The following is a 25,126-nucleotide window of genomic DNA, read 5'->3' on the forward strand; positions in this document are numbered from 1 at the left end:
CCGTTACGGTGGCGGCATGACAACAGCTTTCGTTCTGTCGGGTGGGGCGAGCCTCGGTGCCATCGAGGTCGGCATGTTGCAGACCCTGATCGGCAGGGGAATTCGGCCGGACTTCATCGTCGGCACGTCCGTCGGCGCGCTCAACGGCGCCTGGCTCGCCGGCGGCTCCTCCGACTCGGACCTGCGTGAACTCGCAGATCTGTGGCGCGGTCTCACCCGCAGTGCGGTGTTCCCCACCGGATTGCTCACCGGATTCACCGGTTTCGTCGGCCTCCGGAACCATCTGGTGTCCAACCGCGCCATCCGGAGGCTGCTGGAGCAGAATCTCCGGTTCGAGCGGATGGAGGACGCGCCCATCCCGCTGCACGTCATCGCCGCCGACGTCCTGACCGGCAAGGACGTCCGGCTGTCGACGGGGCCCGCCGTCGACGCCGTCACCGCCAGCGCGGCGCTGCCCGGCATCCTCCCACCCGTGGTGATCGACGGCCGGGCGCTGATGGACGGTGGGGTCGTCAACAACACCCCCATCTCCCATGCGATCGAGCTGGGGGCCACAACCGTGTGGGTGCTCCCCACCGGATATGCCTGCACCCTGTCGAAGGTCCCCGGAAGTGCCCTGGGCATGGGGTTGCTCGGTGTGACCCTCGCGATCAATCAGCGGCTCGCCCTCGACATCGAGCGGTACGAGAGCGCCGCCGACATCCGGGTGGTGCCCCCGCTGTGCCCGCTGGACACGAGTCCCGCCGACTTCGGCGACGCCGACGAGCTGATCACGCGGGCTCGGGAGCAGACCGCGAAGTGGCTCGACGAGGCGCGGGTCGTCGAGGTCGGTCAGGCCGATCTGCTGCTGCCGCACGTGCACGGATAACCGTCAGCGGCACCCCGCGGCCGCAGGCACCCCGGCAAGTCGCTCGTCGATCCAGCGCACCACCTCGGGTAGCGCGAACACGGCCGCGGTGAGGTGCTCGCCGAACTGCGGGGCGTAGGTGACGTCGCCGCCGCCGCGGCACCACTCCTGCTGCAGCGCGATCACCCCGTCCTCCGGAATCCACTCGTCGCCGAGGAACACTCGCGACGACCCGTGATACAGCAGCACCGGTGTGGCCGGGGTGAGCGCGCCCATCCTGTTCTCTGCGACCACCGTTCGGGCCGTGGGACTGCCGAACGGATCGGGCGCGGCCGCGAACAGTTCGGCGGGCAGCGAGGCGATCCCCGCCGGTGCGAGCGCCAGGATGCACTGGTCCTTCAACGGGGACGTCGCCAGCAGCACACCGAGCGGATTCGCCAGTGTCAGCATTTCCGGGTACTCGCGGGCGAGCCCGAGGACGGCGGACAGGTACAGACCCGAACCGAGCTGGCCGTTCATCGTCCTGCGCAGCAAACCGAAATCGGCGGGTATCCCGCCTGCAGCGGCGCCGGCGAGTTCGACGTCCGGCGCGTACGACGGTTGCAGTTGCGCTGCCCAGCCGGTGGCGATCGCACCACCGCTGTATCCCGTCGCGACGACCGGACTGTCCGAGAGCCCGAGGCCGGGTAGACGCTTCATGCCGCGGATGCTGTCGAGCACGGCATGACCGGCCATTCGTCCCGCGCTGTACGCCATCCGCGGTCCCTGGTGGTCGGGCACGAGCACCGCGTAGTTCTTCGCGAGGAACAGCGACAGCACCGGTGGGATGTCCAGGTCGAGGGTCTGCCAGTCGTGCACCATCTTGTAGGACGGGGTGCACCGGGCGCCGAGGGAGTCGATGGGCATGTTGTAGTCGACCACCGGTCGCGGTCCCGGTGCCGTCCACGCCGCGGTCGGCACCAGGACCGTCGCGGTCACCGGCACGGGACGGTCCTTGGAATCGTTGGAACGCACCATGATCTGGTGGGCCCGGTGCGGCACCAGCGTGTTCGGGAATGCCCGGAGCGTCAATTGCCGTGAGCGGATGATCTCGCCTGCACCGAACTCCGCGACGTTCGGTGGCCACGCGAAGAAGTCGTCGTCCAGAATGGGGGACGGGAGAATGGATTCGGTCCCCAGGGGCTGGGCGGAGGCACGTGGAGGGTGGGCGCAGACGAACGCGGCTGCGCAGGTGGAGAGTGTCATCAGGACCACTGCACGAAACAGCTTCATCGCTACCACCGCCTGAGGTAACTGTCCCAGAATGTAACTGTAACTCCAGTCACATCATCGCAGATCGACACGGGTACAGCGGTGGTTTGTTTTCGCTGCGGGGTGGTTACTGTGTGTGCATGGCGGTCACCGTGGAGCGGGCAGTACTCGAGCAGGCTGAAGACATCGTTCAGATGCACTGGGACGCTGAGGATTGGATCCTGGCCAGGGAACTCGACGCACCCGCCCGGGGTGAGGTGTCGCTCGCCGACGTTCGTGAACAGATCGAGTTCGGGGAATGGCGTGTCGCGTTGTTCGCGGGGATCGTGGTGGGGGCGCTGCGGGTGCTGCGATCCGATCCGGACGTGTGGATCGAGGACGACATCCCGGCCGCGTACGTGGCCCGGGTCATGACCGATCGCCGGCACGCCAGCGCGGGACTCGGCGCCCAATTGCTCCGGTGGGTCGACGAGCACGCCCGCTCCCAGGACGCGTCCGTCGTCCGGCTCGAGTGCGTCGAAACCAACGCCCGGCTACGCGACTACTACGAGGAGCAGGGTTTCTTCCTGGTGGGTCGCAGGGACTTCGACGTGGAATGGCCGAGCGTCGTGCTCATGGAGAAATCCCTGCACTGACCGTTCACAGCGGGTCGAGGATCCGGTGCAGGAACTGGCGCAGCCTCGGCCCGGTCGGATTGGCGAGCACGTCTTTCGGTGTGCCGCGCTCGAGGACGACACCGTTGTCGACGAACAGCACCTGGTCCGCCACCTGCTGCGCGAACCGGATCTCATGGGTGACGATCACCATCGTCCAGCCCTCGGTCGCGAGATCCCGGATCACCCGCAACACCTCGCCGACCAGTTCGGGGTCGAGTGCGGACGTGGGCTCGTCGAACAACATCAGTTTCGGCTTCAGGGCGAGCGCCCGGGCGATACCGACCCTCTGCTGCTGACCGCCCGACAGTTGGTACGGGTACTGGTCGGCCTTCTCCGCCAGGCCGACCTGGGTGAGCAACCGCATCGCGTCCGCGTGCGCCTCAGCCTTGGGGCGTTTCTGCACCACGATCGGGCCCTCGGTGACGTTCTGGATCACCGTCTTGTGCGGAAACAGGTTGTGGGCCTGAAACACCATGCCGCTCTGCCCGCGGAACGTGGCCAGCGTCGACCGGTCCACCTTGGCGCCGAAGTCCACGGACACGTCGCCGATGGAGATCGTCCCGCGGTCCGCCACGTCCAGGGCGTTGAGGGTGCGCAACACCGTCGTCTTGCCGGAGCCCGACGGCCCGATGATGACGGTCACCGTACCTGCCCCGACGTCGAAGCTGATGTCGCGCAGGACGTGATGGTCGCCGAACGACTTCTCGACGCCGGATACCTGAAGCAGGGGAGGGGTGTCGGTCATTTGGCCACATACCTGTCGAGTCGGGCTTCGAGCCGGCCCTGGACGGCCGACAGGAAGATGCAGATCACCCAGTAGTACAGCGCGGCGACGCTGTAGAGCGCGAAGAAGTCGAACGTCGGTGCGGCGGCGAGCTGGGCGACGCGCAGCAGTTCGGTCACCAGGATCGTCGATGCCAGCGAGGTGTCCTTCACCAGCGAGATCAGTGTGTTCGACAGCGGCGGCACCGCGACCCGTGCGGCCTGCGGCAGGACGATCCGCTGCAATGTGGTGGTGTACCCCATCCCGATGGTCTGCGCTGCTTCCCACTGCCCCTTGGGGATCGACAGGATCGCCGACCGGATCACCTCGGCGGCGTACCCGCCGACATTGAGGCTGAACGCGATCACGGCCGCCGGGAAGGGGTCGAGAACCACGCCGAATTGGGGCAGCGCGTAGAACACGATGAACAACTGCACCAGGAGCGGCGTGCCGCGGATGATGGAGACGTAGAACCGGGCGATCACCGACAGCGGTCTGATCGACGAGATCCGCGCGAGCGCCACCAGCAACGCGATGACGAGCCCGATGCTGAAGCTGATGATCGTCAACGGAATCGTCATGGTGACGGTGGCCTTCAGCATCGGCCACAGGTTGTCCAGAATCAGCTGGACTGTTGCGTCGTCCACAGGCAGGCTCTCAGTTGGTCGGTGCCGAGACGTCGGTGCCGAAGTACTTCTGCGAGATCTGGGCGAGGGTTCCGTCGCCGCGCAGTTCGTCCAGGGCCTTGTCGATGTCGGGCATCAGACCGCTGTCCTTGCGGGCGGCGAACGCCTGCTCGCTCGTGTCCCCGGTCTCGGCGGCTACCTTCACACCGGTGTCGCTCGTCTGCTTCTGGTATTCGGCGACGGCCAGATTGTCGTTGACGGTGGCGTCGACGCGGCCGTCCTTGAGCAGCGTGATGGCCTGCACGAAGCCCTCGACGGATTCGACGTTCGCACCCGCGTCCCTGGCGACCTGCGCCCAGTTGCTGGTCGCCGACTGCGCCGTCGTCTTGCCGTTCAGGTCGGCGAGCGAGGTGATCGAGTTGTCGTCGGCGCGGGTGACGATCACACCCTCGGAGTAGGTGTACGGCGTCGACAGGTCGTACTTCTGGGTGCGTTCGTCGTTGACGGTCACCTGGTTGGCGACGAGGTCGTAGCGTTTCGCTTCGAGGCCCGCGAAGATCGAGTCCCACGGTGTCTGCGTGAACTCGACGGAGACACCGAGCTTGTCACCGACCGCGCGGATGACATCCACGTCGTACCCGGTGAGCTGACCGTCGGGACCCTGGTAGCTGAACGGTGTGTACGTGCCCTCGGTGCCGACCTTCAGGACCCCGGCCTCGCGAACCTGGTCGATGACCGGCCCCGAGTCGGAGTTCCCACACCCCGCCAGCGACAGCGCGGTCAGGATGGTGATCAGGACGGCCGGAAGTGTGCGTCGCACGGGGTTCCTCCTCTGTCGGCGGATCAGCTAACCGTACTGGTCGAACGCTACCCGGATAGGATCTTCCGGGTCCCCTCAGGAAGAAGGATTGTCGCGTCGTGCCCTCTCTCGCTCTCCGACGGCCGGTGTGGCTGCATCCGACGGTGTTTCGTATCGAGTCGTTGTCCGCGCTCGTCGTGGCGATGGCGCTCATCCCGGAGGCGTTGTCGTTCTCCATCATCGTGGGTGTCGATCCGCGGGTGGGGCTGTTCACCGCCGCGATCATGGCGATGACCATCGCGTTCACCGGTGGCCGTCCCGCGATGATCTCCGCGGCCACCGGTTCGGTGTCGCTGGTGCTGGCCCCGCTCATGGCATCACACGGATTGCAGTACCTCATTGCTGCCGTCTTCCTCGGCGGTGCGATGCAGATCCTCCTCGCCGTCCTCGGGGTGGCGCGGCTCATGCGGTTCCTGCCTCGCAGCGTGATGGTCGGGTTCTGCAACGCGTTGGGAATCCTCATCTTCGTTCACCAGTTCCCGTACCTGACGAACGTTCCATGGGCGGTGTACGCGCTCCTCGCCGCCGGTCTGGCGCTGCTCGTGTGGATCCCGAAGCTGACCACGGCGGTGCCCGCCCCGCTGCTGGTGATCGTCGGTCTCACCGCGTTCACCGTCCTCGCCGGTGTCGCGGTGCCCACCGTCGGGGACCAGGGTGAACTGCCCGACGGACTGCCGACCCTGATCGGGCTGCCGGACGTTCCGCTCACGGTCGACACCCTGAAGATCATCGCCCCGTTCGCGCTGGCGATGGCCGTCGTCGGACTGCTCGAATCCTTGATGAGCGCCAAACTCGTGGACTCCGTCACCGACACACATTCGGACAAGACGCGGGAGTCGTGGGGCCAGGGCGTCGCGAACATCGTGACCGGACTCTTCGGCGGCATGGGCGGGTGCGCACTGATCGGGCAGACCATCATCAACGTCAAGACCGGTGGGGCGCGAACCCGCTTGTCGACGTTCCTGTCGGGTGCGTTTCTGCTGATTCTCGTGGTCGGGCTCGGCGACGTGGTGGGGACCATTCCGATGGCCGCGCTCGTCGCCGTGATGGTGCTGGTGGCCGCCACGACCTTCGACTGGCACAGCGTCCGCACGCTCCGGCGGATGCCGCTGAGCGAGACGATGGTGATGCTCAGCACTGTGGCGGGCACCCTGGCCACCGACAATCTCGCGGTCGGTGTGGGAGTCGGCGTGCTGGTGGCGATGGTTCTGTTCGCGCGCCGGGTGGCCCACATGGTGGACGTGCGCGGCGAACTCGACGGCGACGTCAAGACGTACCGGGTGAGCGGTCAGCTCTTCTTCGCCTCGTCCAACGACCTCGTGTTCTCGTTCGACTACGCCGACGACCCCGGCCGCGTCGTGATCGATCTGTCGGGCGCCACCATCTGGGACGCGTCCACCGTGGCCGCCCTCGACGGCATCACCACCAAGTACGCGAGTCGCGGCACCGACGTCACGGTGGAGGGCCTGAATCCGGTCAGCGAGGAGCGGTACCGCAGGCTGACCGGCCGCCTGGGCGACTAACCTGCGGTTTCCCGCAGGTACGCGAGGTCCTCGGCGAGTCCCTCCGCCGGCGTCTCGAGGACGACCGGCGCATCGGCGGTACGCACGACCTCGGCGAGCAGTTCGGGGTCGATGGTTCCGTCGGCGAGGTTGGCGTGCCGGTCGCGGGCCGAGTTGAACTCGTCACGGGAGTTGTTGAGGTGCACCAGGTCGATGCGTCCGGTGATGGCCTTGATGCGTTCGACGACACCCACCAGCTCCTCACCGCCCGCCCATGCGTGACAGGTGTCGAGGCAGAATCCGGCACCGAAATCGCCGACCTCCTGCCACAGCCGGTCGATGGCGTCGAAGTGCCGTGCCATCGCGAAGTCGCCGCCTGCCGTGTTCTCGATGAGGATGGGGACCGGGAATCCACCCTTGTCGGCCTGGCGTTCGAAGAGTTTGCGCCAGTTGACGATCCCCGCGTTCACGTCCTCGCCGTCGCGCACGTGCCCGCCGTGGACCACCAGCCCGACCGCGCCGATGTCGGCGGCGGCCTGGGCCTGCTGCGCGACGGCGTTACGGGAGGGCATCCGGAGCCTGTTGTTGAGGCTGGCCACATTGATCACGTACGACGAGTGCACGACGACGTCGATCGGGCTGTTCCGGATCTCGTCGGTCCGCGGATGCGTCGGCGGTTTCTCCCACTTCTGCGGGTCCGTGAGGAACATCTGAATGACGTCGGCGCCGAGCCGTTCGCCGTATCCGATCGGATCTTCGTCCTGGCGGACGTGTGCTCCTATGCGCATGTACTCAGGGTAGGGGGTGGGTGCGTCGACGCAGCTTGTGCTTGTCATCGCAGGCTTAAAGCTGGAGATGATCCCCTTTCCGCCTTTCTCGCACGTTAAGCTTGCATTGGCAGTCATAGGCATGGACTTCGGGACAGAATCGGCGCACACTGGCGTTAAGCATCCGTCGACAAGCATTGTCACCGATCAAGGAGGCTTCATGGCTACCCCACGCCGCCGCGAGCGAACCGAGACCGGCGGGATCGCCGACGGTTTCGTGGCGCGGCGACACCAGCTCGGGCTGACGCAGGCAGAGCTGGCCGACCTGGCCGGGGTGTCGAGGTCGAGCGTGCAGTCGATCGAATCGGGTCGGGGGACCGTTCAACTGGATCTCGTCGACGCCGTCGCGGACGCAATGGGGTGCCGTCTGGCGCTCGTCACCCGCTCGGGTGTCGAGGTGGAGTCCTGATGGTCGAGAACCTCAGCAACGTCGACCGGGCCGACGTCTACAAGGGTGAGCGCCTCGCGGGCAGTCTCGTGCGGGAGGGCGGTGACGTCGTTTTCCGCTACGACGCCGCGTACCTGCAGGACCCCGGCGCCCCGCAAGTCGCGTGGACGATTCCCACATCGTCGACCGACGTGCGCGCGAGCGGGGGCAGCGTCCCGCCGTTCTTCGCGGGTCTCCTTCCCGAAGGAATCCGGCTGCGGGGCGCGGTGGCAGCCACCAAGACGTCCGAGGACGATCACCTCACGATCCTGATGGCGGTCGGGGCCGACACGATCGGCGACGTGCGCGTGCTGCCCGCGGGGGTACCACCGCCCGAGACCGCACCGGTGTTCGACCCCGACGCGGTCGAACGCCAGGACCTGCGCGCGCTGTTCGAGCACATGTCGGGGCACGAGGCGGTGAAGCTGGACCCCACCTCGCTGCCCGGGGTGCAGGCAAAGGTGTCGGCTCAGATGTACTCGACGCCGATCGCGACCGAGAAGGGTCCCGCCATCCTCAAACTCTCGCCACCGCAGGGGTATCCGCAGCTGGTCGAAAACGAGCATTTCTTCATGGGACTCGCCGCGCAGTGCGGGCTGCCCGTCGCCGACCACCAGCTGGTGCGCGACAGGAAAGGCAATGCCGGTCTGCTCGTCGCCCGTTTCGACCGGCGAGTCGATTCGTCCGGCCGCGTCATCCGCACACCCCAGGAGGATGCGTGCCAGGTGATGGGGATGTTCCCCGCCGCCAAGTACCGGCTGAAGACCGAGAACGTGATCACCGCACTCGCCGGCGTGTGTGAGCGCGGCGGCGGTTCGGCGCGGGTGGCCACCCTGGAACTACTTCGGCTGGTGGCCTACTCGTACGCGATCGGCAACGGTGACCTGCACGGCAAGAACTTCTCGGTGCAGCTCGCCGAATCGGGGTTGTGGAGTGTCACACCCGCCTACGACCTGCTGTGCACCCAGCCATACCTCGGGTGGCGCGACCCGATGGCCCTCGACTTCTACGGCAAGGCGAACAAGCTGAACCGCAGGCACTTCGTCGAATCCGGTGGCAGGCTCGGTGTCCCCGAACGCGCGGTCACCAGAATGCTCGACGGCGTCCGCAAGGGCATCCGCCGTGGCATCGAGGAGATCGAGACGATCGGCTTCACCGCCAAGGAGAATGCCCAGCTGCGCACGCTGATGGAGCGGCGCTCGGACGAACTGGGCTGAGCCGGCTCACCACACCCGAAACGCGCTGTCCGAGAGCGTGAATCCGTGGCCCGCATCGCTGCGACAGGTGACCCCGGACGTCTCGTCGACGAGGCACGTCAAGTCGTTCACCTCCAACGCGGTGCCGTACGACAGTGCGGGGGCGGCAGATCGATCGAGCGGGTAGTACCGGGGGTCGCCGGCGCTGGCGAACTGACCGGGGCGGCTACCGGCGACCTCGATCGCGTTGGGCGTCACCGGGGTGCCGGACGCGCCCGCGCCCGGCACCTTCGGCGCCGACGCCGGCATCGGCCCGTGACAGCCGGCGGTCGGGACGTCGCCGCCGGTGAGGATCGCGCAATGGAACTTGGTGCTCGGCGTCGTGAAGTAGTAGCTCCCCGCCGCGGTGCCCGCAAACGTCTGCGGGTTTGCCTGGGCCGGGGTGGTCGTGGTGGTCGTGGTCGTCGTGGTGGTGGGGCTCGTGGTCGTGGTGGTTGTAGTGCGCGTCGTTGTGGTGGTCGTCTTCGGTGCGGTCGTCACCGCCGAGGTGGTCGCGGGCCCCGCGACGGCACCGGTCTCGGGGGATCCGTCGACCGAGCGACCGCAACCAGCCACCACCAACGCCGTCGCGAACAGAAGCACCGCACGCACCGTGAAGGTCATGAGGGAGAGCCTAGAACCGCACCCCGCCTCGAGCGGTCGCGGCGCGTCGGACGAAATTCTGGGACAGTGGTGACCAGTGAACGGCCAGGAGGTCCGATGTCGGAAAGCACCCAGTACGAGGAGCGGCGTGCACGCATCTCCCTGCAGGTCCGCCAATGGTGTGAACGATCCGCGATCACGGGCACACACGCCCCGTTGTCGGACGCCGCTGCCGTGCTGATCGCCGCCGGACACCTCGATTCGCCCACCCGGCAGGTACTCACCCACCGGCGTCGCGCGGGCCGCACAGTCCCGTCGATCGGCGGCTTCGGGGCACTGCGTCTGCTGACGGACGAGTACCACCAGGTGGCGCGCCGCGCCGACAGCCTGCGTCCCGGACCTACGCAACTACTGTTCAAATACCGTGCCACCGAACTGGGCCGCAAGCTGCAGTCGTCTCGGTCCGCGGTCGTGATGTCGCCGGCGCACTACGGCAACGGTGTCCGGGCGATGCGCCGGGATCGGCGTGAGGGTGTCCATCTCGACCTCGACCAGCGTGAGGCGCTGTTCCGGGCGCTGCAACGCACACCCGCGCCGATCGCCGGCACCGCGCTCGAACGTGCAGGCAACTACGCCCGCGGCACCGCGGCGGAACGCCTCGGGCAGGCGGCCGAAAACACCCCGATGGCCGCGGTCGGCCGACGCGTCGCCGACGCCATCGGCAGGGGCGTCGATCTCGACAACGACAGATTCGCCGACTCGTACGACACCCTGCTCTACCTGGCGGGGATGCTCTTCGACAGGATCGACGGTTCCGCGGTCTGGCATTCGGAGCACTTCGCGATCCAGCGGTACCAACTCGACCTCGCCGAAGAACTGACACAGATCGCCGTCGACACCGTGGCGCTGCGCGGAATCCGGACCGAACTCGACGAAGCGCTGCACGCCACCCATTCCGACACGGCCCGTCAACAGATCGAGGCCCGGCAGAACGCGCTGAAGCCGGTATGGGATCAACTGGTCGACCGCGTCGCCGCACTCGCACGAATCGGCGACCTGCTGTCCCGAGCCGAGGTGCAGCTGCGGTCCGTGCTGGCGGTCAACCGGGCGATGAGCCTCGACAGCCGCATCGACGAACTCATCTCACGTTCCGGCGACCGTGAGCTGTCGGCGGAGAACACCCATCACGTCGGCGATCAGTTCGGCGGGGTGGAGGAGCTGATGCTCACCTACCAGTCGGCGCTGTACGGAGACATCGCCGAACTCACAGCCTGGTCGGGTGGGAACAAGTGACATTCACTGCGCTGGGAGACGAATCGTTCGTCTCCCTCACCACGTTCCGCCGGTCCGGGGAGCCCGTGTCGACGCCGGTCTGGATCGCGCGTGACGGCGACGCTCTCATCGTCACCACTCCGGAGGAAAGTGGAAAGGTGAAGCGGCTACGCAACAACGGGAGCGTCGAACTTCGCCCGTGCTCTCGGCGAGGAAGGGTGGACGCTGGGGTCGATCCGGTTGCCGCAGTGGCCGAGATCGTCACCGACGAGTCCATCAGCCGAAGGATGGCCGACACGATCCGGGACGCGTACGGACTGGAATACCGGATCGTCATGTTCGTCGAACGCGTCCTCGCGCGTCGGCAGAAGCCGCGGGTGCTGTTGCGGATCACCCCGGTGACCGAGAGGGTAACCCCCACCACCTCATGACGCGCGCAGATGCGCCGGGTCCGGGAGCGGCGGCGCGGCCGAGCGGTAGTGGTGCCCGGTCGGGGTGCCGAGGTCGATGAGGTGGGTGCCGCCGGGGTTGTGTACCGGTCGGGCGGTCCATCCGTCGCCTTCTTTCGCGTAGTTGCATGCCTCGCAGAGCCCGGACCCGTTGTCTGCCGTCGTGGGACCGGATTCTCGGCTGGAGCGGATGTGGTCGTGGTGGCGGATCGGCGCATCACACCACGGCGTGCGACACGTCTGATCGCGGAGGTCGATCAGCTGTCGCAGACTCTTCGGGAAGGTGCGCGACTGCGATTCCATCGCCGTCAACGCCCCCGACTGCGGGCACGAATACACCCGCCGCACCGACGTCTCCACGTCACCATCAAGGGCGTCCGCCACGAGTTGCCGGGCGATTCCGGCCGGCACCGGCCCGAACCCCTGCAACTGCGCGGCCTCGTGCCCACCGGCAAGCAAGGTCTCGTCCGAGAGCACGAGGTTCACCGCCACCGGCACACCCGACGCCACTGACGCTCCGGTGCCGCGCTCGAACAACAGGTCCACCATCAGCTGATTGCGGGTGCGACCTCCACTGTTGCCGGTGGCGATCAGGCTGTCCGCATCCCGGCCGAGCGTGGCCTGCAAACACACCGCCTGCTCGACCGGCATCAGCACGCTCAGATAGGCCATCGAATCCGGCGCCGGACGGGTCGTCACCCGACGCTCCGACACCGCCTTACGATGCCGCCGCACGACCGCCGCGGCGTCGAGTTCCACCGCCAACGCTTTCGCCTGCGCGATCAGCCCGCGGTCGCCGACCCCGTCGAGAGTGGCCGGGTCCGAGCACAACCGGCGGTCCACGTTTCCCCGATCCTGCGCCGACAGGCACGCCGTCTCCCGCACCAGCAACGTGGCGCGCCATTCGTTCAACCGGCCCGACCGCAACAGGGCCAGGGTGTGGGGCATCTCGTGCACCAGGGCCTGCGCGAAATCGAGATGCCGACCGCCACGATTCGGGGATTCTCTGCGCGCCAACGCAATCTGCGACGCAATCCCGCGGCCCCAGTCCGCCCGCGGCAGCCCTCGAGCCCTCCGATCGGCACGAATATTCGTCGCGACGCCGTCGGTGATCACCGCCTGCACCGCACACCCGACCGACTTCAACGACTCGATCGCATCGAGCCACTCGATCCCCAACCCGGCGTCCCCGCCCGCCTCGACGCATCGCAGCCGCGCCGTGAACGCACGCAACTCGTCCAGATCCGCCGCCATCACTTCCCCCACAACAACCTCCCCCAAGGCCATTCGAATGTATGTTCGACCATATCAATCTTGTTCGACCAAGGCAATACTCGGGGGATTCGGTCTACGGTGGGCGTGGGAACTCTCGTCGAGAAAGATGTGGGGGCTGGGTGCGATGACCGGTGACGGCGATCTGCAGTGGGCGGTTGCGAACGAGTTCTCGGCACTGGCCGATCTGCTCGACGGAATCTCGGATGCGGAATGGAACACGCCGTCGCTGTGCGAGGGCTGGCGGATTCGAGAAGTGGTCGCGCATCTCACCATGGCGGCGCGATACTCCGAGGAGCAGTTCATGGTGCGCCTGCGTGAGTGCGAGTTCGATTTCACCCGGCTCTCCAACGAGATCGCCCGTAGCGACGCCGAATTGGCGCCGGCGGAACTCGTCGCCAACCTGCGCTCGGACATCATGCGCCGGTGGACTCCGCCGGGCGGCGGCTATCACGGCGCGCTCAACCATGTGGTGATCCACGGTCTCGACGCCACCGTGCCGCTCGGCGTTTCGGGACGAGTGCCGGAGGAGACGATGCGCGTCGTCCTCAACGATCTCACGGCGGGCGGTGGGCACTCGAATTTCGGCATCGACATCGAGGGACGCGGCCTGCGGGCGACGGACCTCGAGTGGTCGTACGGGTCGGGCGCCGAATTACGGGGAACGGGCGAGGATCTCGCACTGATGATCTGCGGCCGCACGCTGCCCGCAGGACGGGTCGAGGGCGAACCTTTGTAGTCCGGTTCAGATACCCGGAATGAAGCCCGGGTAGACGAAGTGTCCGGGACCTCCGCCGGGGAGGGTGGCGCCGAGCGATCCGGGGAAGTCCATGGACAGCTTGACGAGTTTGTGTGGTTGACCGTTCTGATCGGCTTGCCAGCAGTCGAGCAGCACGCCGTGGAATCCGGTGCAGACGATGCGGTTGGCGGTTCCGAACGGCGAGGTGAGCCGATTTGCGCTGACGAGCGGATTCCAATAGTCGAGGTCGGCGGGGGTGAGGAAGTTCTGGTTGTCGAACGGCGCGACCGGGCTGGGCTCGGTGGGTACCGGCGGCCATTCGTCGGCGGCGGCCACACCGGCGCTCCCGAGAAGGGCGGCGGCGGCGACGGCCACGGTCGCGGTGATCTGTGCGAATCGGCGAGTAGCGGTAGTCATCTCCACCAGGCCACAGTAAACCGGTGGCCGATACTTACGTCCGCAAACCGGGATGGCGGCTGGCCAGGACGGGGACGAGGAGTTTGTTCGGCGCGAGGTGGGCGAACACGGAAGCGGCGCGATTCGCGAGGCCGGGGATGGCGATCATGTGCCCCTTGTCGAGGCCGTCGATTCCGGTCTTGGCCACGGATTCGGGGCTTTCCCACATGAAGCTGGGCAGTGCGGCTTCGGCGTCTTCCTTCGCGAAGCCGGCTGTCTCACCGAATCCGGTGTCGACGGGCCCGGGGCAGAGGGCGGTCGCCGTGACGCCGGTGCCCTTCAGCTCGCCGGTGAGGCTCTCGGTGTAGGAGAGGACGAAGGCCTTGCCTGCGGCGTAGGCGGCTTGCCCGGGCAGCGGCTGGAACGCGGCCGTGGACGCGACGTTGAGGACGGCTCCCCGGCGCCGTTGCACCATGCCGGGCAGGGCGCGGCTGCAGAGGTCGGCGACGGCCATGACGTCGACCTCGATCATGTTCATCTCGGCGTCCGGATCGGACGCGGCCACCGGGCCGAGCGTGGACAGGCCGGCGTTGTTGACGAGGATGTCGAGGGTGAGTCCGAGTGCGCCCACCCGGTCGAGCAGTGTCGCGCGGGCCGAGCGGTCGGAGAGATCGGCACCCAGCACATGCGCCCGACCACCCGCGGCCCGTAGCTCGGTGGCCAGTTCCTCCAACTTCTCGGCCCGGCGGGCGACGAGCACCACCTGGTGACCGCGGCGGCTGAGTTCACGGCTGAGGGCCGCGCCGATCCCGGACGACGCTCCGGTGACGAGCGCGGTGCGATCGGCGGCAGGGGTGGGCAGACTCATGTGTCCAACCTACGTGCCGCCGTCGCAGGCGCAAGGGTTCACCGGTCAGGCGTGGGTTCCGCCGTCGATGCGGATCTCGGTTCCGGTGACGAACGCGCCGTCGTCGGAGGCGAGCATGGCGACGACTCCGGCGACCTGCTCGGGTCCGCCCATGGCCGCGCCACCGGATTCCAGGGTGGTGGGCAGGATGGGTGAGAGTTTGGCGAACAGGCTCCAATCGGCATCGGACGGAACGTATCCGGATGTGGCGTCGGTGATGCCGGTCTTGATGCTGCCGGGGGCGACACCGACGGCGCGCAGACCCTGCTTGCCGTATTCGAGAGCCAGCGCATGGGTGAACGACTGGATGCCGCCCTTGCTCGCGGCGTACGCGGCCATGTAGGGGTGGGCGAATGCGGCGGACGTGGAACTGAAGTTCACAACCACGCTGCGTTCGTTGCGTAGCAGCGCGGGCAGGCATTCGCGGACCATGAGGAACGTGCCGGTGAGGTTGATTCCGATCACCTGATTCCACAGGTCCAGCGGCGTCTCGTGGGTGTGCGAGGCGCGGAGGATGCCCGCGGCGTTCACGAGTACGTCCAGTCCGCCGAGTTTCTCGACGCTGCGGCTCACACCGTCGATGACGGACTTCTCGTCGCCGATGTCGATTGCGGCGACGCTGAGGCGTCCCGCCGTGCCTGCCGCTTCGGCCAGTTCCGCCGTCCGCGCGAGGCCGTCCTCGGACACGTCGGCGGCCACGACGGTGCCGCCTTCCTCCAGCAGTCGGAGGGCGGTGGCCTGTCCGATACCCGACGCGGCTCCGGTCACCAGGATCCGCCGGTTGTCGAATCGATTCATCGTGTGTGCTCCTCGTGTGTTTCCGAATTCGATCTCATTGGCCCATGACGTATTTGACGGTCGGCCCGGCGGTCCATCCGCCGTCGACGGCCAGTTCCGCTCCGGTGACGTACGTGGACGCATCCGACAGCAGGAACCCGACGGCACCGGCGATCTCCTCGGGCACCCCGACCCGGGCCATGGGGGTGTTCGGGTAGTTGCCCTCGCCCTGCTGGATCCCGAGGCCCGCGGTCATCGGGGTGTACGTCATTCCGGGGTGGACGGAATTGACGCGGATCCGGTCGGTGCCCAGTTCCACGGCGGCGATCTTCGTGAGCCCGCGTACGCCCCACTTGGACGCGCCGTAGCCGGCGGTGAGCGCCAGTCCCATCAGCCCGGCGGCCGAGGAGATGTTGACGATCGATCCGCCGCCGGCGGCGCGCATCGGGCCGATCACGGCCTGCAGGCCGTTGAAGACGCCGGTCAGGTTGATGTCGAGGACCGTCCGGAAGTGTTCGAGCGGTTCGTGCTCGATGTATTGGCCGGTGGAGATGCCGGCGTTGTTGACGAGGCCGTCGACGCGTCCGAATTCGCTCGTCGCCATGTCGACCGCGGCCTGCCACTGCTGCGGGTCGGTGACGTCGAGGTGGCTGTACCGCGCCCGGTCGCCGAGCTTGTCGACGGTCGCGCGGCCGTCGTCGTCGAGAACGTCGCCGACCACGACGCTGCCGCCCTCGTCGACGATGCGCTGGGCGAAGGCTGCGCCGAGCCCCCGCGCCGCCCCGGTCACGATCACAACCTTCCCCGCCAGTTGCTGTGCGGTCTCGGTCATCTCAGCTCACATCCTCGTCGTCAAAGAGTCACGTTCGTCGGGCACGTCGGCTGCCGACGGCCCGAGTCTGCTGTGGGCGCCGCCGGCGGGAAACGGGTTCTCCCGGTGATCGGAACAACTCGTAGCCACGGGAAACGTCCGACCACTGTGATGTGGGTTACCCGCTGACGTTCCGGACATGCCGGACGAGCGGATCTCCCCGACAGCCCATCGAAAGGCTTCCCCTATGTCTCGACGCGTCACCTCCACCGCCGCGGTGCTGATCACCGGCAGCGTCCTGTTCGCGGGTTTCGGCACGCCTGCGCTCGCTTCGGCGGACCCACTGTCGCTGCCCGGAATCAGTCTTCCGGGATTCGGTTCGTCCGACTTCGGGAGCGCGGGCCCGGTCGTCGAGACACCGCGACTGGCGTCGGTCGACAATTTCCGCGACGTCGGGGGATCGGGCCGGGGGTACGCCACGGCCCGCGGCGGACACGTCACGAGGGGGCTGTTCTACCGTTCGAACGCGCTGGTTCCGAACGATCAGGATCTCGCCGTCCTGACCGGGCTCGGACTGACCGCGGTGTACGACGTGCGGACCGTCGAAGAGGTGGCGGCGAAGCCCGACCGGCTCCCGGCGGGGCCGCGGTACCTCGGCATCCCCATCCTGTCGGGAGACCTGGGTGCCGCAGTCGCGCAATTGAAGTCGCCCGCCGACGCAGTCGCGTTTATGCAGCAGATGAACCGCAGCTTCGTCGACGACGCGGCGACCCGGGCCGGGTTCGCGCAGCTCCTGACGTCATTGGCCGACACCGACGGACCGCAGGTCTTCCACTGCACGGCGGGCAAGGACCGCACCGGCTGGGCGTCCGCGCTGCTGCTCTCCATCGCGGGCGTTCCGCAGGACACCATCTTCGACGACTATTTGCTCACCAACGACTACACCGCCGCGTCGATGAAGGTCACGTACGACCAGATCGCCGCCAGCCGCGGTGAGGCGGTGGCGCAGATCTACCAGCCGCTGCTCGGCGTCGACCGGAGTTACCTCGAGGCCGGGCTCGGCCGGCTCACCGAGCAGTACGGCACGGTCGACCGCTATCTCACCGAGGGGCTCGGTCTGAGTGCGGCGACCGTCGACCGGCTCCGGGGCAAGCTGCTGAGCTGAGGTCAGGCACCGATCGCGTCCGAGAGAGTCGTGAGCCGGCTGATCTCGGATGCGGTCAGGGTCACGGTGGGGGCGTCGAGCAGGGCGGGAAGTTGTTCGAGGCGGCTCGCGCTCGCGATCGGCGCGGTGATGCCGGGCCGGGTGAGGAGCCACGCCAGCGCGATGGTGGAGATCTCCGCCGAGTGTGTCTCGGCGATCTCGGCCAGGGCGTCGACGACGGCGAGGCCGGTCTCGGAGAAGTAGCGGGTTGCCATCCGCTGGCGGGGCTGACCGTCCAGGTCGGCCTGGGTGCGGTACTTGCCCGCCAGGAAGCCGGCGGCGAGCGAGTAGTAAGGGAAGACGCCCAGGCCGTTCTCGGTGGCGATCGCGGCCACCTCGGGCTCGTAGTCGTGGCGGTGCACCAGGTTGTAGTGGGGCTGCAGCGCGATCGGGGCCGCGAAGCCGTTCTCGGCCGTCAGGGACAGCCACTCGCGGATGCGCTCGGGTGAGTAGTTGGAGATGGCGACGTGGCGGACGAGCCCGTCGCGGACCAGTTCGTCGAACGCGCCGAGTGTGTCGACGAGGGGTGTGTCGGCGTCGTCGAAGTGGGCGTAGTAGACGTCGATGTGGTCGGTCTGCAGCCGCTTCAGGGATGCCTCCGCCGCCGCGCGGACGTTGGCGGGCGCCAGGCCCTTGAACTCCGGGTGCTGGCTGACCTTGGTGGCGATCACCATGTGGTCGCGGTTGCCGCGGGACGCCATCCAGTTGCCGAGGACGGTCTCGGACTCGCCGCCGGAGTTGCCCTCGGCGAACGCGGAGTACGAGTCCGCCGTGTCGACGAAGTTGCCGCCGCCTGCGGCGAAGGCGTCGAGGATCTCGAACGACGTCGGTTCGTCACTGGTCCAGCCGAAGGTGTTACCACCGAGGGCCAGGGGAAAGATGTCCAGATCCGAGTTGCCGATCGCGACCACGGGTGCTCCGTTTCTAGGTGTGTCCTGTCCGGGAATGTGCGAATAGTTCGCCTGACGACGCTATCGCAGCCGCTAGGCGCACGCGCGTCCGGCTACCGGACACAGTCTCCTCGGCGACGGATACCGCCGCGAATCGGACATGTGTGCGCGATCCCCGCCCACCGCGACTCCGACGGCATACCGTAAAGGGGGTGCGTTCGTTCCGGCGAGACACGGAGTTGAGTGATGCAGGACCAGTCGATCGATGACCTCTTGAACACGGGCCTGTTCGTCGACGGGCAGTGGATCCGCTCCAGCTCCGGGGAGACCCGGGACTGCATCAATCCGGCCGACGGTTCGGTGGTCGCCACCGTCGACGAGGCCTCCCCGGAGGACGCGACCCGCGCAGTCGCCGCGGCCCGCACGGCCTTCGACGAGGGAACCTGGCCCCGCACACCCGTCGCCGAGCGCACGGCGTTGGTCGCGAGGATCGCCGATCTCCTCGAGCGCGACAAGGAGGCCCTCGCACGCATCGAGACGCTCGACACCGGAAAGACTCTGGAGGAGAGCAGGATCGACATCGACGACGTGGTGTCGGTGTTCCGGTACTACGCGCAACTCGCCGCGGTCGAAGCCGACAATCTTGTCGATGTCGGTCGGCCCGAGGTGATCAGCCGGGTGGTGCGCGAGCCGATCGGCGTGTGCGTGCTCATCGCGCCGTGGAACTACCCGCTGCTGCAGATCTCGTGGAAGGTGGCGCCCGCGCTGGCCGCCGGATGCACCATGGTTCTCAAACCGAGCGAGGTGACCCCGCTCAGCACCATCGCGTTCACCGCGCTGATCGCCGAGGCAGGTGTCCCCGCGGGGGTGGTGAACCTCGTGCAGGGCAGCGGCGCGGTCCTGGGTGCCGCACTCACGGGCACCCCCGACGTCGACTTCATCTCGTTCACCGGCGGGCTGGCCACCGGACGCGTCATCCTCGAGACCGCGGCGAAGAACGTCACCAAGGTGGCGGTGGAACTCGGTGGCAAGAATCCGCACATCGTCTTCGCGGACGCGGACGGAGACGACTCGGTGGACCAGGTGCTCACGGGAGTGTTCCTGCATTCCGGTCAGGTGTGTTCGGCGGGAACCCGCCTGATCATCGAGGAGTCCATCGCCGACCGGTTCGTCGCCGCGCTCGCCGCACGGGCGGAGAAGATCCGGATGGGCAACGGTCTCGATCCCGCGAGCCGAACCGGCCCGCTGGTATCGGAGGCCCACCGGGAGAAGGTCGAAAGGTACGTGGCGCTCGGCCTCTCCGAGGGTGCCCGGTTGGTGACCGGGGGAGCCCGCCCCTCCGATCCCGCGTTGGCGGACGGGAGCTACTACCTGCCCACCATCTTCGACCACTGCGACCGCACCATGCGGCTCGTGCAGGAGGAGACGTTCGGACCGATCCTCACCGTCGAGCGTTTCACCACGGAGGAGGAGGCGCTGCGACTGGGCAACGACACCGAGTACGGCCTCGCCGCGGGCGTCCGGACCGCCGACAGCGCGCGGGGTGAGCGGATGGTGCGGGGTCTGCGTCACGGCACGGTGTGGCTCAACGACTTCGGCTACTACACCGCGGCCGCCGAGTGGGGCGGCTTCAAGATGTCGGGGAACGGGCGCGAACTCGGCCCCACCGGTCTGGCGGAATACCAGGAGACCAAACATATCTGGCACAACACCTCGCCCACGGCGGCGGGGTGGTTCGACAACGGCTAGGTCGGCGCACGGAGAGGCGAGAGAACCATGGCTACTCGGCACGGAGCAGTGGGTGACGGAGGTGCGCCGGGGGACAGTGGACTCGGCGAACTGGGGTACAAACAGGAATTGGACCGCAGCCTCGGCAAATTCGCCAGTTTCGCGGCGGGAGTCAGCTACATCTCGATTCTCACCGGCACGTTCCAGTTGTTCTACTTCGGGTTCGGCACCGCGGGGCCGGCGTATCTGTGGTCCTGGCCGATGGTGTTCGTCGGGCAGATGGCGGTCGCCCTGTGTTTCATGGAACTCGCCGCCAAGTACCCCGTGGCCGGATCGGTCTACAACTGGGCCAAGCTGCTCGGCAGCAGGATCGTGGGTTGGTCGTCGGGCTGGCTGATGCTCACCGCGTCGATCGTGACCCTCTCCGCCGTCGTGCTCGCGCTGCAACTCAACCTGCCGAGGCTGTGGAGCGGGTTCCAGATCGTCGGTGACGGCAGCGGTGAGTACGACTTCGCCACGAATGCCGTCATTCTCGGCACCGTCATGATCGCGTTCACCACTGCGGTCAACGCGTTCGGCGTCAAACTGATGGCTCTCATCAACAGTTCGGGTGTGTTCGTCGAACTGATCGCGGCCGTCCTCATCGCCATCATCCTCGCTGCCAACATCACTCGCGGTCCGGAGGTGTTCTTCTCCACCCACGGTTACGGCGCCGGGGAGAGCGGCGGCTACCTGACCGTCTTCCTCGTGGCGTCACTCGCGTCCGGGTACGTGATGTACGGATTCGACACCGCGAGTTCGCTCGGCGAGGAGACCGTCGACCCACGACGGACGGCGCCCAAGGCGATCCTGCGGGCGATCCTCGCCTCGTTCGTGATCGGCGGGGCGATCCTGGTGTTCGCCGTCATGTCGGCCCCCGACCTCGAGGATCCGCTGATCGGCAGCAGTGAGGGCGGCCTGCAGTACATCGTCGAGCAGGTGATGTGGGGACCGCTCGGGAAGATCTTCCTGGTCTGCATCGTCGTCGCGGTCACGGTGTGCTCGCTCGCAGTGCACGCCGCGGCCATCCGGCTCACGTTCGCGATGGCCCGCGACAACGCGCTGCCCTTCGGGGAACGTCTGGCCCACGTCAACCCGAAGCATCAGACGCCCGTGGTCCCCGCCATCGTGATCGGTGTGCTCGCGGCGTTCATCCTTGTGATCAACATCGGCCAGCCCCAGATCTTCACGGTGCTGACGTCGATCGCGATCATCATGATCTACCTGGCGTACCTCATGGTCACCGGTCCGCTGCTGAAGAAGCGACTGCAGGGGCACTGGCCGCCGAAGGAACTCGCGGAGAGCGGCTATTTCACGATGGGCCGGTGGGGGCTTCCGGTGAACATCTTCGCCGTGCTGTGGGGAGTGGGGATGGCGCTCAATCTGGCGTGGCCGCGCCCCGAGGTGTACGGCACTCCCTGGTACAACACGTGGGGTGCGTTCGTCTACATCGGCATCATTCTCGGGCTCGGCCTCCTCTGGTATGCGGTGAAGGGCCGCAACCACATCGGATGCCTCGCCTCGCACGCGGCGTCGTCGAAGGACGAGGCGGAGAGTGAACTGCCGTGACGGACACCGTGTTCGACTATGTGATCGCCGGCGGCGGAACGGCCGGATGTGTGCTCGCCGCGCGGCTCAGCGAGGACCCTTCGGTGACCGTCTGCCTCGTGGAAGCCGGGCCGTCCGACGTCGGTGACCGCAACGTCCTCGAGCTGTCGCAGTGGATGCACTTGCTGGACTCCGGATACGACTGGGACTATCCGGTGGAGCCGCAGGAGAAGGGCAACAGTTTCATGCGTCACGCCCGCGCCAAGGTGCTCGGCGGATGCTCCTCCCACAACTCGTGCATCGCGTTCTGGCCACCTGCCGAGACACTCGACGACTGGGCGGCGGCCGGCGCCACCGGCTGGGCCGCGAAGGACGTCTTGCCGCTCGTGGCGCGGGTCGAGAACAACGACGCCCCCGGCGAGCAGCACGGCCGCAGCGGTCCGGTGCGGTTGCGCGACGTCCCGCCGCACGACCCCTGCGGCGTCGCCCTGCTCGAGGCCGCGGCGAAGGTCGGGTTGCCCACCGTGCAGTTCAACCGGGGCACGACAGTGCTCGACGGGGCGGGGTGGTTCCAGATCAACGCGTCCGAGGACGGCACGCGCATGTCGACGTCGCACGCCTATCTGCATCCGATTCTCGGGTCCCGCCCCAATCTCGACGTGCGCACCGACTGCTGGGTCAGCGAGATCGTCATCGACGATGCGCTGACGGCCACCGGCGTGCGGTACCAGCGCCCCGATCTCACCGGGTACGACACCGTCTCCGCGCGCCGCGAGGTGATCGTCACGGCCGGGGCCATCGATACGCCGAAGCTGTTGATGCTCTCGGGTATAGGGCCGACGGTGCACCTGCGCGAGATGGGTGTGCAGGTTCGGGTCGACGCTCCCGGCGTCGGGCAGAATCTCGACGATCACGTCGAGGGGCTGGTGTTCTGGGATGCGTCCCGGCCGATGGTCGAGACGTCCACGCAGTGGTGGGAGATCGGACTGTTCGCCACCACCGAGGAGGGGCTGAACCACCCGGACCTGATGATGCACTATGGCAGCGTGCCGTTCGACATGAACACCCTCCGGTGGGGATACCCCACCACGGACAACGGTTTCTGCCTCACCCCGAACGTCACGCAGGGACTCTCCCGCGGAACGGTGCGACTCCGCTCCCGCGACTTCCGGGATCGTCCCAGAGTGGATCCCCGGTATTTCACCGACCCGGACGGTCACGACGAGGCCGTGATGGTCGCCGGGATCCGGCTGGCGCGCCGCATCGCCGAGCAGGAGCCTCTCCGCGGCTGGATCACGAGGGAACTGGCCCCCGGGCCGGAGGCGGTCACCGACGACGAACTGATCGACTACGCGCACCGGACGCACAACACGGTGTACCACCCCGCCGGGACCGCCAGGATGGGTGCGGCCACCGACCCGATGGCCGTCCTCGATCCGGAACTGCGGGTGAAGGGCGTCCACAATCTGCGGGTGGTGGATGCGTCCGCCATGCCGAAACTGCCCTACGTCAATCCCAACATCACGGTCATGACGATGGCCGAGAAGTGCGCCGATCTGATCCGCGGGACCTGAAATTGCAGGCCCCTCGTGAGGCCGCGTGGTTCGAGGACGGCACGCACGGGGTGATCGGTCCAACGGGTCGCGTCGCAAATCATTTCCGCCACGAACGGCTAGCTCGTGTCTAGGTGTGACTAGGCGAATGTCTGTGTTCTCTTACCAGCTCGTCGAGAAGGCTGAAGTGACGACCGGGCGGCGTCGGCGGTAAAGCGCGGAACACCGTCCGCGTGCTGACTATTTCGTCTGCCGCCGACGAAGTGAAAGAGGGACTCTCGTGCCGACCGACACCACTGCAGTATCCGGACGAGGCCCTTCGGAGTCAGCGGGAATACAGCTACATGCCGACGGTGATCCCACTGGCTGGCAGGCGCGTGCCGCGTGCCAGGGTACCGACCTGGCGGTGTTCTTCTCGCCTGACAATGAGCGCGGCCACGCCCGTGACCGGCGCGAAGCGCAGGCCCGGCAGATTTGCCAATCCTGCCCCGTGCTCGTGCAATGTCGCGATCACGCGCTCGGCGCGGGTGAACCCTACGGAGTCTGGGGTGGCATGACGGAAGCGGACCGACGAAAGCACACCCAGCGACTCCGCCGCGGTGAGCGTCGATCGCTCGGGTCCCCGCATCTGCGACCTGTCGCCGGCCGCACCGCGGATGTGACGGTCCGCATCTAGGCCCTGCGTGAACCGCTGGGTACTTTGAAGTCCTACTATCTCCCCAATACTGGTAGAGAGACGGAAGGGCACGTCATGAATTCTCCTGAACCGATCGTGGTAGTCGACGGCGCGAGGACCCCGATCGGCAGCTTCGGTGGCGCGTTCAAGGACGTGCCCGCCCACGAACTGGGTGCCACCGCCGCGAAGGCCGCGCTCGACCGTGCCGGGGTGCCGGGTGAGGACATCGACGAGGTGGTGATGGGCTGCATCGGTCAGGTCGGGCCGGACGCCTACAACGCCCGCCGCGTGGCCCTGGCCGCGGGACTTCCGGAGAAGACGCCGGCGTACACCGTCAACCGGCTGTGCGGGTCCGGGCTGCAGGCGGTCTGGTCGGCGGCGCAGCAGATGCGCTGGGGTGGGGTGGACTTCGCCCTCGCCGGCGGCGACGAGAGCATGTCGCGGATGCCGTTCTACGACTTCTCCGCCCGCTCGGGCTACAAGCTCGGTGACCGCACACTCGTGGACGGCACGGTCGCGATCCTGACCGACCCGTTCGGTGGCGTGCACATGGGCCGCACCGCCGAGGCCGTCGCCCGCAGGTACGACGTGAGCCGGCAGCAGCAGGACGAGTTCGCCGTCGAATCCCAGCGCCGCGCCGCCTCCGAGGCGGCCCGGGCCGCGTTCGCCGAGGAGATCACCCCGGTCGAGATCGGGGGCCGCCGCCCGAAGACGATCGAGGTCGACGAGCACCCCAAGCCCGACACCACCCTCGAGACCCTCGCGAAGCTGCGGCCGGCGTTCGAGGAGGGCGGCTCGGTGACCGCGGGCAACGCGTCCGGTATCAACGACGGCGCCGCGGCGCTGGTGCTGGCCACGGCGTCCGCGGCGCAGGAGAAAGGTCTGACCGGGCTGGTCACCCTCGAGGCCGTCGCGACCGCGGCGATGGACCCGGCCCTGATGGGGTACGCCCCCGTGCTGGCGCTGGCGAATCTGTTCGAGCAGACCGGCACCACCCCCGGCGACATCGACGTGATCGAGCTGAACGAGGCGTTCGCATCGCAGGCGGTCGCGGTGATCCGGGACGCGAAGCTGAACCCGGAGAAGACCAACCCGTACGGCGGTGCCATCGCTCTGGGTCACCCGGTCGGGGCGACCGGCGCGATCCTGAGCCTGCGCCTGGCGAAGGACCTGGTGCGCCGCGACCTCGAACTCGGCATCGTCACCATGTGCATCGGCGGCGGACAGGCCCTCGCCGCACTCTTCCGGCGCATCTAGAAACAGGGCAGA

26 protein-coding genes are annotated in these 25,126 nt (G+C 67.5%); 14 read left to right on the plus strand and 12 right to left on the minus strand.

The window, feature by feature from the left end:
- The first annotated feature begins 16 nt into the window (after positions 1-16).
- On the plus strand, positions 17-868 hold the full coding sequence (locus OYT95_RS29210) for a patatin-like phospholipase family protein (RefSeq protein WP_128641612.1): 852 nt from the start codon (positions 17-19) through the stop codon (positions 866-868).
- 3 nt (positions 869-871) lie between these two features.
- On the opposite strand, the gene OYT95_RS29215 is transcribed toward OYT95_RS29210, so the two are convergent.
- Entirely contained in the window at positions 872-2,119 is a 1,248-nt protein-coding gene (locus tag OYT95_RS29215; protein WP_268789774.1) for a lipase family protein, read from the minus strand.
- A 119-nt stretch (positions 2,120-2,238) separates the two neighbouring features.
- Between OYT95_RS29215 and OYT95_RS29220 the strand changes: the two genes are divergently transcribed.
- On the plus strand, positions 2,239-2,733 hold the full coding sequence (locus OYT95_RS29220) for a GNAT family N-acetyltransferase (protein WP_268789775.1): 495 nt from the start codon (positions 2,239-2,241) through the stop codon (positions 2,731-2,733).
- 4 nt (positions 2,734-2,737) lie between these two features.
- Here the strand turns inward: OYT95_RS29220 and OYT95_RS29225 are convergent, their stop codons facing one another.
- Genes OYT95_RS29225 through OYT95_RS29235 form a run of 3 tightly spaced genes read right to left on the minus strand, consistent with a single transcriptional unit; the run spans position 2,738 to position 4,963 of the window.
- Positions 2,738-3,499: an amino acid ABC transporter ATP-binding protein gene (locus tag OYT95_RS29225; protein ID WP_112301835.1), complete on the minus strand. Its 762-nt coding sequence runs from the start codon at positions 3,497-3,499 to the stop codon at positions 2,738-2,740.
- Positions 3,496-4,164 carry an amino acid ABC transporter permease gene (locus tag OYT95_RS29230; protein WP_037238579.1) on the minus strand — a complete coding sequence of 223 codons (669 nt, stop codon included), beginning with the start codon at positions 4,162-4,164 and terminating at the stop codon, positions 3,496-3,498. Before OYT95_RS29230 ends, OYT95_RS29225 begins: the two co-directional genes overlap by 4 nt.
- A 10-nt stretch (positions 4,165-4,174) precedes the next feature.
- The gene (locus OYT95_RS29235) at positions 4,175-4,963 is read right to left on the minus strand and encodes an amino acid ABC transporter substrate-binding protein (RefSeq protein WP_268789776.1); all 789 of its coding nucleotides are present in this window, start codon (positions 4,961-4,963) and stop codon (positions 4,175-4,177) included.
- Between the two features lie 98 nt (positions 4,964-5,061).
- Between OYT95_RS29235 and OYT95_RS29240 the strand changes: the two genes are divergently transcribed.
- Positions 5,062-6,525 (plus strand): SulP family inorganic anion transporter, encoded by a 1,464-nt coding sequence (locus OYT95_RS29240; RefSeq protein ID WP_037204221.1) that lies wholly within the window; start codon positions 5,062-5,064, stop codon positions 6,523-6,525.
- On the opposite strand, the gene OYT95_RS29245 is transcribed toward OYT95_RS29240, so the two are convergent.
- A complete protein-coding gene (locus OYT95_RS29245; protein WP_037238585.1) occupies positions 6,522-7,292 on the minus strand; it encodes a deoxyribonuclease IV in 771 nt (256 codons plus the stop codon). The genes OYT95_RS29240 and OYT95_RS29245 overlap by 4 nt on opposite strands.
- Positions 7,293-7,491: 199 nt before the next feature.
- Here OYT95_RS29245 and OYT95_RS29250 point away from each other — a divergent pair, with 199 nt between their 5' ends.
- Positions 7,492-7,740: a helix-turn-helix transcriptional regulator gene (locus tag OYT95_RS29250; protein ID WP_268789777.1), complete on the plus strand. Its 249-nt coding sequence runs from the start codon at positions 7,492-7,494 to the stop codon at positions 7,738-7,740.
- On the plus strand, positions 7,740-8,975 hold the full coding sequence (locus tag OYT95_RS29255; protein WP_268789778.1) for a type II toxin-antitoxin system HipA family toxin: 1,236 nt from the start codon (positions 7,740-7,742) through the stop codon (positions 8,973-8,975). Before OYT95_RS29250 ends, OYT95_RS29255 begins: the two co-directional genes overlap by 1 nt.
- A gap of 6 nt (positions 8,976-8,981) precedes the next feature.
- Here OYT95_RS29255 and OYT95_RS29260 read toward each other — a convergent pair whose 3' ends face one another.
- The gene (locus OYT95_RS29260) at positions 8,982-9,617 is read right to left on the minus strand and encodes a hypothetical protein (RefSeq protein ID WP_268789779.1); all 636 of its coding nucleotides are present in this window, start codon (positions 9,615-9,617) and stop codon (positions 8,982-8,984) included.
- A 96-nt stretch (positions 9,618-9,713) separates the two neighbouring features.
- Between OYT95_RS29260 and OYT95_RS29265 the strand changes: the two genes are divergently transcribed.
- Together OYT95_RS29265 and OYT95_RS29270 are read left to right on the plus strand one after the other, a co-directional pair.
- A complete protein-coding gene (locus OYT95_RS29265) occupies positions 9,714-10,889 on the plus strand; it encodes a hypothetical protein (protein WP_268789780.1) in 1,176 nt (391 codons plus the stop codon).
- Positions 10,886-11,299 (plus strand): PPOX class F420-dependent oxidoreductase, encoded by a 414-nt coding sequence (locus OYT95_RS29270; RefSeq protein WP_112301836.1) that lies wholly within the window; start codon positions 10,886-10,888, stop codon positions 11,297-11,299. The genes OYT95_RS29265 and OYT95_RS29270 overlap by 4 nt, the downstream gene beginning before the upstream one ends.
- Here OYT95_RS29270 and OYT95_RS29275 read toward each other — a convergent pair.
- The gene (locus OYT95_RS29275; RefSeq protein ID WP_442972526.1) at positions 11,294-12,604 is read right to left on the minus strand and encodes a DUF222 domain-containing protein; all 1,311 of its coding nucleotides are present in this window, start codon (positions 12,602-12,604) and stop codon (positions 11,294-11,296) included. The two genes, OYT95_RS29270 and OYT95_RS29275, sit on opposite strands and share 6 nt — an antisense overlap.
- 112 nt (positions 12,605-12,716) lie before the next feature.
- Between OYT95_RS29275 and OYT95_RS29280 the strand changes: the two genes are divergently transcribed.
- Complete coding sequence (locus OYT95_RS29280; RefSeq protein ID WP_268789782.1) at positions 12,717-13,328, plus strand: maleylpyruvate isomerase family mycothiol-dependent enzyme; 612 nt, start codon at positions 12,717-12,719, stop codon at positions 13,326-13,328.
- 6 nt (positions 13,329-13,334) lie between these two features.
- Here the strand turns inward: OYT95_RS29280 and OYT95_RS29285 are convergent, their stop codons facing one another.
- From OYT95_RS29285 to OYT95_RS29300, 4 genes are read right to left on the minus strand one after another with little or no spacing between them, the layout of a single operon-like run.
- Positions 13,335-13,745, minus strand: a complete 411-nt coding sequence (locus tag OYT95_RS29285) for a hypothetical protein (RefSeq protein WP_268789783.1) — start codon at positions 13,743-13,745, stop codon at positions 13,335-13,337.
- A 34-nt stretch (positions 13,746-13,779) separates the two neighbouring features.
- Positions 13,780-14,592 (minus strand): SDR family NAD(P)-dependent oxidoreductase, encoded by an 813-nt coding sequence (locus OYT95_RS29290; protein WP_268789784.1) that lies wholly within the window; start codon positions 14,590-14,592, stop codon positions 13,780-13,782.
- Between the two features lie 45 nt (positions 14,593-14,637).
- Positions 14,638-15,429: an SDR family NAD(P)-dependent oxidoreductase gene (locus OYT95_RS29295; protein ID WP_268789785.1), complete on the minus strand. Its 792-nt coding sequence runs from the start codon at positions 15,427-15,429 to the stop codon at positions 14,638-14,640.
- A 34-nt stretch (positions 15,430-15,463) separates the two neighbouring features.
- On the minus strand, positions 15,464-16,240 hold the full coding sequence (locus tag OYT95_RS29300; protein ID WP_037238612.1) for an SDR family oxidoreductase: 777 nt from the start codon (positions 16,238-16,240) through the stop codon (positions 15,464-15,466).
- A gap of 226 nt (positions 16,241-16,466) precedes the next feature.
- On the opposite strand from OYT95_RS29300, the gene OYT95_RS29305 reads away from it, so the two are divergent.
- Positions 16,467-17,384, plus strand: coding sequence for a tyrosine-protein phosphatase (locus OYT95_RS29305; protein WP_037238614.1), 918 nt, complete (start codon positions 16,467-16,469; stop codon positions 17,382-17,384).
- Between the two features lie 2 nt (positions 17,385-17,386).
- Here the strand turns inward: OYT95_RS29305 and OYT95_RS29310 are convergent, their stop codons facing one another.
- Entirely contained in the window at positions 17,387-18,334 is a 948-nt protein-coding gene (locus OYT95_RS29310) for an aldo/keto reductase (RefSeq protein ID WP_112301842.1), read from the minus strand.
- 225 nt (positions 18,335-18,559) lie between these two features.
- Between OYT95_RS29310 and OYT95_RS29315 the strand changes: the two genes are divergently transcribed.
- The 5 genes from OYT95_RS29315 (at position 18,560) to OYT95_RS29335 (ending at position 25,114) form a co-directional block, all read left to right on the plus strand.
- Positions 18,560-20,062 carry an aldehyde dehydrogenase family protein gene (locus OYT95_RS29315; protein WP_268789786.1) on the plus strand — a complete coding sequence of 501 codons (1,503 nt, stop codon included), beginning with the start codon at positions 18,560-18,562 and terminating at the stop codon, positions 20,060-20,062.
- Positions 20,063-20,089: 27 nt separating this feature from the next.
- Positions 20,090-21,649 (plus strand): APC family permease, encoded by a 1,560-nt coding sequence (locus OYT95_RS29320; RefSeq protein WP_268789787.1) that lies wholly within the window; start codon positions 20,090-20,092, stop codon positions 21,647-21,649.
- Positions 21,646-23,202: a GMC family oxidoreductase gene (locus tag OYT95_RS29325; protein ID WP_268789788.1), complete on the plus strand. Its 1,557-nt coding sequence runs from the start codon at positions 21,646-21,648 to the stop codon at positions 23,200-23,202. The genes OYT95_RS29320 and OYT95_RS29325 overlap by 4 nt, the downstream gene beginning before the upstream one ends.
- A 385-nt stretch (positions 23,203-23,587) precedes the next feature.
- A complete protein-coding gene (locus OYT95_RS29330; protein WP_281272510.1) occupies positions 23,588-23,857 on the plus strand; it encodes a WhiB family transcriptional regulator in 270 nt (89 codons plus the stop codon).
- A gap of 75 nt (positions 23,858-23,932) precedes the next feature.
- On the plus strand, positions 23,933-25,114 hold the full coding sequence (locus OYT95_RS29335; protein WP_268789789.1) for a thiolase family protein: 1,182 nt from the start codon (positions 23,933-23,935) through the stop codon (positions 25,112-25,114).
- Positions 25,115-25,126 lie beyond the last annotated feature (12 nt).

Origin of the sequence: Rhodococcus sp. JS3073 (genome assembly GCF_026810085.1) — a bacterium.
Taxonomy (GTDB): Bacteria; Actinomycetota; Actinomycetes; order Mycobacteriales; family Mycobacteriaceae; genus Rhodococcus_F; species Rhodococcus_F wratislaviensis.

Excerpts from the sequence above, each read along its gene's own strand:
- OYT95_RS29290 (WP_268789784.1), bottom strand. The coding sequence starts at position 14,592 with ATGAGTCTGCCCACCCCTGCCGCCGATCGCACCGCGCTCGTCACCGGA.
- OYT95_RS29280 (WP_268789782.1), top strand. The coding sequence starts at position 12,717 with ATGACCGGTGACGGCGATCTGCAGTGGGCGGTTGCGAACGAGTTCTCG.
- OYT95_RS29295 (WP_268789785.1), bottom strand. The coding sequence starts at position 15,429 with ATGAATCGATTCGACAACCGGCGGATCCTGGTGACCGGAGCCGCGTCG.
- OYT95_RS29225 (WP_112301835.1), bottom strand. The coding sequence starts at position 3,499 with ATGACCGACACCCCTCCCCTGCTTCAGGTATCCGGCGTCGAGAAGTCG.
- OYT95_RS29220 (WP_268789775.1), top strand. The coding sequence starts at position 2,239 with ATGGCGGTCACCGTGGAGCGGGCAGTACTCGAGCAGGCTGAAGACATC.
- OYT95_RS29250 (WP_268789777.1), top strand. The coding sequence starts at position 7,492 with ATGGCTACCCCACGCCGCCGCGAGCGAACCGAGACCGGCGGGATCGCC.
- OYT95_RS29320 (WP_268789787.1), top strand. The coding sequence starts at position 20,090 with ATGGCTACTCGGCACGGAGCAGTGGGTGACGGAGGTGCGCCGGGGGAC.
- OYT95_RS29335 (WP_268789789.1), top strand. The coding sequence starts at position 23,933 with ATGAATTCTCCTGAACCGATCGTGGTAGTCGACGGCGCGAGGACCCCG.
- OYT95_RS29275 (WP_442972526.1), bottom strand. The coding sequence starts at position 12,604 with ATGGCCTTGGGGGAGGTTGTTGTGGGGGAAGTGATGGCGGCGGATCTG.
- OYT95_RS29210 (WP_128641612.1), top strand. The coding sequence starts at position 17 with ATGACAACAGCTTTCGTTCTGTCGGGTGGGGCGAGCCTCGGTGCCATC.
- OYT95_RS29285 (WP_268789783.1), bottom strand. The coding sequence starts at position 13,745 with ATGACTACCGCTACTCGCCGATTCGCACAGATCACCGCGACCGTGGCC.
- OYT95_RS29255 (WP_268789778.1), top strand. The coding sequence starts at position 7,740 with ATGGTCGAGAACCTCAGCAACGTCGACCGGGCCGACGTCTACAAGGGT.
- OYT95_RS29260 (WP_268789779.1), bottom strand. The coding sequence starts at position 9,617 with ATGACCTTCACGGTGCGTGCGGTGCTTCTGTTCGCGACGGCGTTGGTG.
- OYT95_RS29300 (WP_037238612.1), bottom strand. The coding sequence starts at position 16,240 with ATGACCGAGACCGCACAGCAACTGGCGGGGAAGGTTGTGATCGTGACC.
- OYT95_RS29305 (WP_037238614.1), top strand. The coding sequence starts at position 16,467 with ATGTCTCGACGCGTCACCTCCACCGCCGCGGTGCTGATCACCGGCAGC.
- OYT95_RS29315 (WP_268789786.1), top strand. The coding sequence starts at position 18,560 with ATGCAGGACCAGTCGATCGATGACCTCTTGAACACGGGCCTGTTCGTC.
- OYT95_RS29215 (WP_268789774.1), bottom strand. The coding sequence starts at position 2,119 with ATGAAGCTGTTTCGTGCAGTGGTCCTGATGACACTCTCCACCTGCGCA.
- OYT95_RS29245 (WP_037238585.1), bottom strand. The coding sequence starts at position 7,292 with ATGCGCATAGGAGCACACGTCCGCCAGGACGAAGATCCGATCGGATAC.
- OYT95_RS29265 (WP_268789780.1), top strand. The coding sequence starts at position 9,714 with ATGTCGGAAAGCACCCAGTACGAGGAGCGGCGTGCACGCATCTCCCTG.